This is a genomic window from Saccharopolyspora sp. ID03-671, assembly GCF_045278815.1.
Lineage (GTDB): Bacteria > Actinomycetota > Actinomycetes > Mycobacteriales > Pseudonocardiaceae > Saccharopolyspora > Saccharopolyspora ipomoeae.
This window is the reverse complement of record NZ_CP134054.1, coordinates 7117717-7126651: the sequence shown is the minus strand read 5'-3', so window position 1 is coordinate 7126651 and position 8935 is coordinate 7117717. Positions and strand designations below refer to the sequence as shown.

Genomic DNA, 8935 nt, shown 5'->3' with positions numbered 1-8935 from the left:
CCCAGGAAGATCGCGAACGAGGTTTGCGACCGAAGCCGCTCGGCCGTTCGTCAACTCCAGCTCCAGCGTCACGCCTCGGACACGCTGCGCCCGGCCGCTCCTGGACTCGGTCATGCCCACTCCTCAACGTGGTCCTTCGATGTGGCCACGGCGGACAGCCGCGTACTCTGACCGTTACACTTCCAGTGCACTGGAAGGGCAAGGGGAGGGAACATGAGAATCGGAGAAGTTGCCGAACTCACAGGAACGAACACCAAGACCATTCGCTTCTACGAGGAAGCGGGCGTTCTTCCCGCGCCCTCGCGCACGCCTAGTGGCCAACGCGACTACGGTCCGGACACCGCCGACCGGCTTCGATTCATCCGACGGTGCCAGGCTGCCGGGATGACCTTGCGCGAAGTGCGCCAGATCCTCGCCGTGCACGAGCGCGGCGAAAGCCCCTGCAGCCACGTCGGGCACGTCCTCAACGAACGACTGGACGGTGTGCGCGCCCAGATCGCCGAACTCATCACCCTGGAAACCCACCTGGAACGCCTGCTCGCTCACGCCGAGCAAGGCCCTCCCAGCGAGCACGACTACGCCAGCGTCTGCTGGATCTTGGAAACCGAACCTCCCGACGCCCCTCGCCAGTGACGAGGAAGCCTCAGTCATCGCACTCCGGCGATCGCCCGACCGAGGCGCACTTAAGCCCGCCCCGAAAGACCGCTATGCCGGGTTTCCCAGCCCCATCGTCTCCATTCCTGGACTCATAAACAATGACGTGGCTCCAAGCGGCGGGCCGATACCTGGCCCCGCCCCACACTTCCGCAGCTACGAAACTGGCGCGTTCTTGATCCCACGTCCAACCGAGGGGGCGCGTCGTGGTGGCGGTAGTACGTACGTAACCTGGGGCCCGATGCGTGCGTCCCACCAGGTCCGAGCCGTGCGAGGATTCCTCGCCCGGCTCGTCGCGGTGCTCACGGTGATCGCTGGACTGGCCCTGCTCCACGCCCCGCAGTGCACCGATGGCATGACACCGGTCATCGACATGACCACCGCAGCCGAGCACGTGGCATCCGATTCCAGCCACGCCATGGCTGCCGGCACCATCGACGCATCAAACACCAACGCGGGCGTTCAGGACCGGCACCTCGGTGACGGGGCCAGAGTCGACGACGGCATGACCGCTATGCCGAAGAACGTGCTCATGAGCTGCTTGGCACTCCTGATCGTCATCGTCGGGCTCCTGGCGATTCTGCGCCGCCCCGAGATGCGCGTCGTTCTCCGCCTGATCGGGAGCAGCGTGTCCGCACCCCGGGCGCCGCCACCGCTTCCCCCCAGTCTCATTCAACTCTGCATCCTGCGGACGTAGGAGAAGTCTGCCCACGGACCGCACGATCCGTCGTGCGGCCATAACCCTGCGCCTTGAAAGCCAGGGCTACCTCGACTTCCCTACTTCTTCCTTTTCGCAGGAGGTTCCCTCATGGATCTGATCGCAGTTTTGCTCACCGGCCTCCTCGCCGGTGGTGTTTCATGCGCCGCGGTCCAGGGCGGACTGCTTGCCGGCTTGATCACCCGCCAGCATCGCAACGCCACCCCCGCCGAGACCGGAAACACCACAGTGCGGACCAAAACAACCCAGAGGCCGCTCAATCAGCTCGCCGACGATGTCGCACCAGTCGGTGGCTTCCTGATCGGCAAGCTCGTCTCCCACAGCGTGCTCGGCGCACTGCTAGGCACACTGGGCACGGTCGTGCAGATGTCAGTTGGCACCAGGACCGCGTTGCAGCTGATCGCCGGTGTGGTGATCTGCGTGCTGGGACTTTCCCAGCTCGGCGTGCCCGGTTTCCGCAAAATCGTCATCGAACCACCGCTGTCATGGATGCGGATCGTGCGCGACAGCTCGCGTTCCCAATCCGCGCTGGCGCCGACGCTGCTCGGCCTGGTCAGCGTGCTCATCCCGTGCGGCGTCACACTGTCGGTGGAAGCGCTGGCGCTGACCTCCGGCTCACCACTGTCGGGCGCGGCGATCATGGCGACATTCGTCGTTGGCACGAGCCCGCTGTTCGCGCTCCTCGGCTACGCCGCCCGCAAGGCAGCCACCGCGTGGCGCAGTCGACTCGCCGTCCTCACCGGCATCGCAGTGCTGATCACCGGTCTCTACACGCTCAACGGCGGGCTCGAACTCGCCGGTTCGCCGCTGGCCGCCAGCCGACTCGCCCAAGCGGCCACCGCCGAAGCACCCCCGGCGCCAGGCACCGTTACCGTGCAGAACGGACACCAGACCGTGGTCGTCACCGCCAGCTCCAGTGCCTACAGTCCCGCCAACGTCCAAGTCCGCGCGGACCTGCCCACAACACTGATCATCCAATCGGACAACGCCCAGGGATGCATCCGCTCGTTCATCATCCCCTCCCTGGGCATCGATAAAATCCTGCCCACGCGAGGACAAACCCCGATCGAGCTCGGCACGCTACCCCGCGGACCGCTGGCCTACTCCTGCGGCATGGGCATGTACACCGGCACGATCACCGCCGCCTGACAAGGAGACCCCAATGCCCACGACCACAGCCACCTTTCGCGTCACCGGCATGCACTGCGGAAGTTGCAGCCTGCTCATCGACGACGTTCTCGAAGACCTACCCGGCGTGCGCTCCACGCGCACATCGGTGAAGGACGAACGCACGGTCGTCGAACTAGACACCGCCATGTCCAACCCCACCGACGTCATCGCCGCCATCGACGAGGCCGGCTACCAAGCCGAACACATCGGATAAGCCACGAATACCGACAGCCGGCGCCGCGCGGTGCTCCGATGACCCGGAGGACCGCGCGGCGCCGAGCCGTGCGATTTCAGCTCTCACGGTCACGATGGACGGACTGCGACCCGTGCGATGAGCCGTGGATCCGGAGCACATCACGTCTGACACACCCCGGCGGAATCAAGGCCCACGCACGGTTCGTACCTCGGCCTGCTGAGCGTCGACGATTCGCTGCGCCGGCGTCGAAGAAGGAGCTCCGTGCACGGCGCTGCCGAAGCCGCAGCGCACCTGGGTCCGCGCTGGAGATCATCCTCACCGGGACGGATTCTGGCCGAGCAGCGCCTGCCGCAGCTGCGACACTGATGGCGCGCCCGAGACTCGACCGTCGGCGTCGCGGTAGAGCCGGCAGGACACATTCGCCGCGAGGCCAGGCTCGGCGAACGGATCGATCCCGTCGACCAGCAACGTCGGCGACCCGGTCATACCGGCCCGAACGGCCACTGCGGGGTCGTCGATCACTTGCACCGCGACCTCGAGGTCGACATCGCCGAACGCGTCCTGGAGCCGCTGTCGCAACAGGGGCGCGTTCGGGCAGTCGGGCACTTGCAGGATGTCCAACCTCATCGCCGTTCCGCCCGCCTCACTCGCAGCGCACGCAGCACTGAGCATCGCCGATCGGCCCTGGCTGCAAGCTCACTGCCGCGCACACCACGCCGTACTCAGTCGGGAGCGAGCCCAGCCGAGCTGGCGCACTGACTCCACCTTATTCCTCTCAGACTCACTACTCTACTATCCAGCGTAGTGATCTGCTGGAAACGCTGGCGGGTGCTCCGGCTTTCGGGCACAACGGTGCGCCGTCTACTACGAGGAGCGACGGTGACCCGTACCTCTCCGCAACCTCACTTCATCTGCTGCACCGACACAACTGTGAAAATCTTTCGCCGAGCGATGCTGTGCACGATCGTGGCCCTCGGGATCGGAGCAATTCAACTGCCCGCAGCAGCGCATACCAGCCTGGCCGGAAGCGTTCCAGCCAGCGGCGTTGCTCTTGAGCACTCCCCCGGCACCGGCCGATTCCGCCTCAGCGAACCAGGCAGCCCGAGCCTGCTCGACGTGGCGCTCACTGGCCAAGTTCAGGCTCTCCCAGTAGCACAGCAAACGAGTCAGCGTGACAACGTTGCAACACAACCATTTCCGTTGTTGAACAACGGAAGCTACGCACTGGTCCATCAAGTCGTCCATGCCGGCACTCAGCGGGCCACAGCCCCTGCGTCATTTGCAGCCCCCGCTTCCACAGCCGGACCTTCAGCCTATTCGGACAATGGCTCAGTGGCTCCACTCTCGAGGCCACACGACGAAAGCAACTATGAAACCGGCTCTTTCGTCTGGCTGGTTGGCGGAGGCGCCTTGTTCACGCTTCTGCTGGCTGTTGCGGCGGTCGTCGTTCTCTTCAGGGGCCGCGATCACTAGGTCCCGTTCCCAACTGGACCCAAACGCACTGTCAGCACCCCGAATCGCGCCCGCAGCGAGCTAAGACCCCGCCCGTCCTTGAGGTGACGAAGGCCGGGCGGGGACCGTCGCTATGGTGTCGTTGCCGGTGAGGCTGTCGTGGTCACTCGTTGTTTTCGGGGCTCGTTGAGCAGACCGAAGGCGAAACCGAGGACCGCCCACATTCCGGCGAGTTCAGCGAGTGAGGCCAACCGGAAGCGCCACAGCAACGCTGCGGGCACGTCCGGAGGGACGGGGTCCGGGTTCGAGGGACACGACCACAGGACGAGGCCGGTCAACACGATGCCTCCGACAGCTGCAGCGGTACTGCGGCGTGCCTGCGACCAACCGTGAACGGCCAGGTACCGGTGTAGGTAGCCCACCGCGTGCAGGATCGCGATGCCCACCACGATCAGCGAGAAGTACGCGACCGTGCGGAAAGTGACCGACTCCGGAGCCCCGACCCCTGGTGGGTTCGCAGGATACTTCAGCGCCGGTAGCAGCGACACGGCCAAAAACCCGGCCGCAGCGAGCTGGAGGCTCCGTCCGAAATCGGTGCGTGCGGGCAGCCGGTGCCGGTTGTGGGCGAACACGACCGCGAAGATCGCCCCGATCGCCAACCCGACGACAAGGGCGGCGACCATGCCGCCGACCACCTGAGTGGAGCGGCTGAACAATTCCTCGTGGGCGTGCTCACCGGCGGCCTGCGGGCGTGCTTCCTCGACATCGAGCGCAGCGCGGAGCGGGGTTTCGACCAGCAGAAGCGAGACCAATGCGGCCGTGAGGCCGGCGAGCAGCCCGGCCAGCAAGCCCCGCCGCAGGAAAGTGGCGAATGGCGAGCTCATGGGTGTCCCCGTTCAGTGGCAGGGCACGCCGAGAGCGTGGCGGCCGTCGTGCGTGAACTCGTGGACGGTGTCCGCCGCCTGCGCGAGCACGGCACCGTTTTCCTGAAGCACGACGTAGAGCAGAACGATCGCGAACGCGGCCAAGGCCCAAGCCCAGACGGGAACTTGGATGCGCTGTGCAGCGGGCAGACCAGCGGTGGTCATGTCAAAACCTGCCTTCCATCTCTCGTGGAACGTGGTGTTACTGCCGCAGCCGGTCTCCTGGCTTCCGGATCGGCGCTCCCCTTGGCCTTCCCAGACACCAACGCGGTGCCCAGTGGCGAGATCAGGGTCGCTCCCCGGTCACAGTGGCGAGGACCACGCCGGATTTCCACCGGCTTCCCGTGCACTGCGGCAGCAGAAGAGTACGAGGAGATCGCCGAGCCCACAACAGCCGATCCCGCGACGAACCTCACTGCATCGGTTCTCCTGCACATCAGGTCCAATGCCGGGGTGCAGGATTCATCAAAAGCCGCTCTGGACCAGACCACTCGCTCGCTGGCACGGCCCCTCGCCGGCGCCAACGAGGTCCTGGCATGGGAGTCGTACTGCGACGAGACCAACGGATTCTTGGCGCGAAACGTCCAAGCCTGGCAACGTTTGGCCGGATTTCAACATCACCGCGCGGGCACGGTTCTGGTGGCCTTTCGGGCTTCGTGGCTCGCGCTGTGCGCAACAGTTCCCGAGCACCACTTCGGATGGCCTGTCCCTTCGCTGGCCGAAGCATCCGTCGTGGTTGACGCGGACGGGTTGGTGCACGGTCTTGTGCTACGTGATCGATCGTGCGCCAACGCCTGGTGGCCCAACGTTTCCCACTTCCTCGCACCGCTCACCCGTGGACTCGAAGCTATCGGCGGCCCACCAGCAGACAGCGATCAGTACTGGGGCAACGCCGTCGGTTTGCTCGGCGAGGTGCTGCGACGGCTCGCCGCAGACGGGGCCGGAGGTGACGTGCTCGCCACCGCAGTGCAACTGCGCGCTGAGACCGGCCGAGCAGACCTGCTCGACGTCGGCGCGACGCAGAGCGGATTGTGGTCCCGACGTCGAACATGCTGCCAGCTATGGCGATCCGGCACTGGCTACTGCACAGAATGCGTACTCCACAACGCCCCACGCCGGAAGCCGCGATGACCCGACAGCGACGGGCCCACCGCTGCCCGCACAGCCATCCCAGGCATCAGCAGCCACGGCCAAGAGCGGCTCGCAACACCATTCGACAGGGCCGGTCGCCCACCCAAGCCGGCGGAAGCCGGTCGAGCCGGTTGTGCGCCACTGCAACGGGCGGCGTATCCCGAACACGGCTGAGGTTCCCATCGCGACGCCAACATCCGCGGCAACCAGCACGGCTGCGCCATTGACGCGGTTGCCCACAATCGCGATCTTGCGTCCGTTGCTCAGCGAGCCGAGCAGGCGGGCCTGTCGCAGAGCCGCCGCTCGTCACGCACGGCAACAGATTTCGATCAGTTCCTCTTCTGTTCGACCAGCCCGCAGTGACACTTGATGCTTCCGCGGCACCTTCCTACTCAACCAGCACTCCATTCCGCTGCCCGTCACGTCCTAGTAGTGCTTTGTTAGGTCGGTAATCGGTGGATGTGTTGGTGGCAGGTGGGGCAGGTGCCTGACCAGGTGGCGAGCAGTGTTTGCAGCTCGCGGATGACCTTGTAGAGGGTCAGGCTGCCCCAGATGCTTTTGGGTTGTTCAGGCGGAGGGTGGTGAGGAACAGGTGTGCTGCGGAGGCCAGGGTGACGTGGCGGTGCCAGCCGGTGAAGGATCGGCCTTCGAAGTGGTCGAGTCCGAGGCCGGTTTTGAGTTCGCGGTAGTCGTGCTCGATGCGCCAGCGGATCTTGGCCAGCCGTACCAACTCTGTGGCCGGTGTGTCGGCGGGCAGGTTCGAGATCCAGTATTTGATGGGTTCTTCGGTATCGGGCGGCCATTGGGCGATCAGCCACCGTGCAGGCAGCGATCCATCCGGTTGCAGGCGTGGCTTGCGTCCGGCGACACGGACAGGCATGGCGACGAATTCCGAGCTGAGCTTGCCTCGGGAGCCTTCCCGCCACGTGATGGTCGTGCCAGCGTCGCGTCCAGCGCCAAGGACGTGCTGGCGCAGACTGATCGGCTTGTCCTGGTACCGGGGCCCAGGGCGCGGGCCGCGCCCGGAATAGGGCCGCAACTCCGGGACCGCGTCGATGGTATGAGCGGTGGCTTCACCCTTGACCTGCACCACGTAGGACAAATGGCGATCCTCCAACGCGGCCCGGAAATGGGCGTTGTCGCCGTAGCCGGCGTCGGCGACAACCACCGGCGGCGCAAGCCCCCATTCGGCCAGTTCATCGAGCATCTCCACCGCCATCATCCACTTCGGACGGTTCCGCTCCGTGTCCGGGATCGCGCAGCGCGCACGACGCTGCACCACCTCCGCCGCCAAGCCATCCTCGACCGCGCAGACATCGTCCCAGCTTTGTGGCACGAACAACCGCCAGTTCACCGCCGCCGAAGCAACATCGGTGACCATGTGCACGCTGACCCCGACCTGGCAGTTGGTCACTTTGCCGGCCGTGCCCGTGTACTGTCGCGCCACACACGGAGATCGTTTGCCGTCCTTGAGAAAGCCCGTGTCATCAACCACCCACGCCCCCGGCGCCACCGTCTTATGGGCAAGCCGGGCCAACCTGGCCCGCACCGCGGAGACCTCCCACGTCGACGACGAGACAAACTGCTGCAACCCCTGGTGATCAACGCCAAGTCGCTCGGCCATCGGCTGCATCGACTTCCGCCGCCCGTCCAGCAACAACCCCCGCAGATACGTCTCGCCCTTGGCCCGCTGATCAGACCGCACCATCGCCGCGAACACCTCCGCCGCGAACTCTTCCAGCCGGCCACGCACTCGAGCGAGATCACCCTGCTTCACAACACAAGATCATCCCACACCAAGATCCACACCTAACAAAGCACTACTAGGCGTCGGACAGCAGTGCCGACGAGTGACCAGCGCCAAATAAGACGCCACCGCTAGAACGGCGGCGAACATGGCGGCGATCGTCCTCCAACGCCGGGAGCGGACCTTGGCCAGCAGGGCGGGCAGCCGATCCGGGTCCTGCGGCTGACCGGGAACGTGCTTGTCATTGACCATCGCGAGCAACTCGGGTAGTCGAGAAAGTTCTTGAACGGTACGCGCACAGGACTCACAAGAACTCAGGTGTTCTTCAAACGCGGACGTGTCCTCAGGCGATAGCGCGCCGAGAACATACGCGGCATCAAGGACCGCTAGTGGATCCGTCCTCGACTCAATTCGATCATTCACCGGTGGCACGCTCCTCACCTCAAGATTCCGCCGACCAAGCCGATGCTCAGGGCCTAACCGCCTCCAGCCTGACGGCAGCCCCGGCGACCACCCAAGCCCTCACGCTCCGTTCCGGATCAGCTAGCACAAACCCTGCTTCGGTCGTGATCTCCGAGTGCGGCCCACGTTCACTTCACCCAAGAACCAATCCATGTACACGACATTCGCCCCCTTCTGGTTCAAAACAACAAGTGATCAAGGTCGTAGCTCGGCACATCACTGAGACGCATACGTGCGGGCCCCGCACTGGCACGGCCGTCGCTGGAGCAGCTGGGGAGCTGCAGCTATGACCGGCCAACTGGAATCGGCGCCCGCTGCGCACGCACCCGAGAGACGACCGGGCAACGCCTTGATCAGCAAAAATCTGCGAACCCGGCGGAATGGCGGCCAACCGCTTCCGGGCTAGCGGCCACCTCCCGGTTACGGTTATGAGCCGCGGACGATCGCCGACCGCTGTGGCACACACCTGCATTTCGGAGCTG

At 65.3% G+C, this 8935-nt stretch carries 10 protein-coding genes and 1 riboswitch; of the genes, 5 read left to right on the top strand and 5 right to left on the bottom strand.

Annotated features, from left to right (window positions below; translation table 11 throughout):
• Positions 1-213: 213 nt before the first annotated feature.
• The 4 genes from REH65_RS33150 to REH65_RS33135 all read left to right on the top strand — a co-directional run bounded on the left by REH65_RS33150 (position 214) and on the right by REH65_RS33135 (position 2756).
• Positions 214-633 (top strand): heavy metal-responsive transcriptional regulator, encoded by a 420-nt coding sequence (locus REH65_RS33150; protein WP_406690664.1) that lies wholly within the window; start codon positions 214-216, stop codon positions 631-633.
• A 262-nt stretch (positions 634-895) separates the two neighbouring features.
• Positions 896-1351, top strand: a complete 456-nt coding sequence (locus tag REH65_RS33145; protein WP_406690663.1) for a hypothetical protein — start codon at positions 896-898, stop codon at positions 1349-1351.
• Between the two features lie 111 nt (positions 1352-1462).
• On the top strand, positions 1463-2521 hold the full coding sequence (locus tag REH65_RS33140; protein ID WP_406690662.1) for a sulfite exporter TauE/SafE family protein: 1059 nt from the start codon (positions 1463-1465) through the stop codon (positions 2519-2521).
• Positions 2522-2534: 13 nt separating this feature from the next.
• Positions 2535-2756, top strand: a complete 222-nt coding sequence (locus REH65_RS33135) for a heavy-metal-associated domain-containing protein (protein WP_406690661.1) — start codon at positions 2535-2537, stop codon at positions 2754-2756.
• 297 nt (positions 2757-3053) lie between these two features.
• Here the strand turns inward: REH65_RS33135 and REH65_RS33130 are convergent, their stop codons facing one another.
• Complete coding sequence (locus tag REH65_RS33130; RefSeq protein ID WP_406690660.1) at positions 3054-3365, bottom strand: alkylmercury lyase; 312 nt, start codon at positions 3363-3365, stop codon at positions 3054-3056.
• Positions 3366-3689: 324 nt separating this feature from the next.
• Between REH65_RS33130 and REH65_RS33125 the strand changes: the two genes are divergently transcribed.
• Positions 3690-4211: a copper resistance protein CopC gene (locus tag REH65_RS33125; protein ID WP_406693289.1), complete on the top strand. Its 522-nt coding sequence runs from the start codon at positions 3690-3692 to the stop codon at positions 4209-4211.
• 110 nt (positions 4212-4321) lie between these two features.
• Here REH65_RS33125 and REH65_RS33120 read toward each other — a convergent pair whose 3' ends face one another.
• The 4 genes from REH65_RS33120 to REH65_RS33105 form a co-directional block, all read right to left on the bottom strand.
• Positions 4322-5074, bottom strand: coding sequence for a CbtA family protein (locus REH65_RS33120; protein ID WP_406690659.1), 753 nt, complete (start codon positions 5072-5074; stop codon positions 4322-4324).
• Between the two features lie 12 nt (positions 5075-5086).
• Positions 5087-5278 carry a CbtB-domain containing protein gene (locus tag REH65_RS33115; RefSeq protein ID WP_406690658.1) on the bottom strand — a complete coding sequence of 64 codons (192 nt, stop codon included), beginning with the start codon at positions 5276-5278 and terminating at the stop codon, positions 5087-5089.
• A gap of 29 nt (positions 5279-5307) precedes the next feature.
• Positions 5308-5482, bottom strand: a riboswitch (cobalamin riboswitch).
• A gap of 1300 nt (positions 5483-6782) precedes the next feature.
• On the bottom strand, positions 6783-8021 hold the full coding sequence (locus REH65_RS33110) for an IS701 family transposase (RefSeq protein WP_406690657.1): 1239 nt from the start codon (positions 8019-8021) through the stop codon (positions 6783-6785).
• 9 nt (positions 8022-8030) lie between these two features.
• On the bottom strand, positions 8031-8414 hold the full coding sequence (locus REH65_RS33105; protein ID WP_406693288.1) for an anti-sigma factor family protein: 384 nt from the start codon (positions 8412-8414) through the stop codon (positions 8031-8033).
• Positions 8415-8935 lie beyond the last annotated feature (521 nt).

What these genes read in the sequence shown, in the direction of transcription:
- REH65_RS33140 (WP_406690662.1), top strand. Translation starts at nt 1,463, where the DNA reads ATGGATCTGATCGCAGTTTTGCTCACCGGCCTCCTCGCCGGTGGTGTT.
- REH65_RS33135 (WP_406690661.1), top strand. Translation starts at nt 2,535, where the DNA reads ATGCCCACGACCACAGCCACCTTTCGCGTCACCGGCATGCACTGCGGA.
- REH65_RS33145 (WP_406690663.1), top strand. Translation starts at nt 896, where the DNA reads ATGCGTGCGTCCCACCAGGTCCGAGCCGTGCGAGGATTCCTCGCCCGG.
- REH65_RS33150 (WP_406690664.1), top strand. Translation starts at nt 214, where the DNA reads ATGAGAATCGGAGAAGTTGCCGAACTCACAGGAACGAACACCAAGACC.
- REH65_RS33125 (WP_406693289.1), top strand. Translation starts at nt 3,690, where the DNA reads ATGCTGTGCACGATCGTGGCCCTCGGGATCGGAGCAATTCAACTGCCC.
- REH65_RS33130 (WP_406690660.1), bottom strand. Translation starts at nt 3,365, where the DNA reads ATGAGGTTGGACATCCTGCAAGTGCCCGACTGCCCGAACGCGCCCCTG.
- REH65_RS33120 (WP_406690659.1), bottom strand. Translation starts at nt 5,074, where the DNA reads ATGAGCTCGCCATTCGCCACTTTCCTGCGGCGGGGCTTGCTGGCCGGG.
- REH65_RS33115 (WP_406690658.1), bottom strand. Translation starts at nt 5,278, where the DNA reads ATGACCACCGCTGGTCTGCCCGCTGCACAGCGCATCCAAGTTCCCGTC.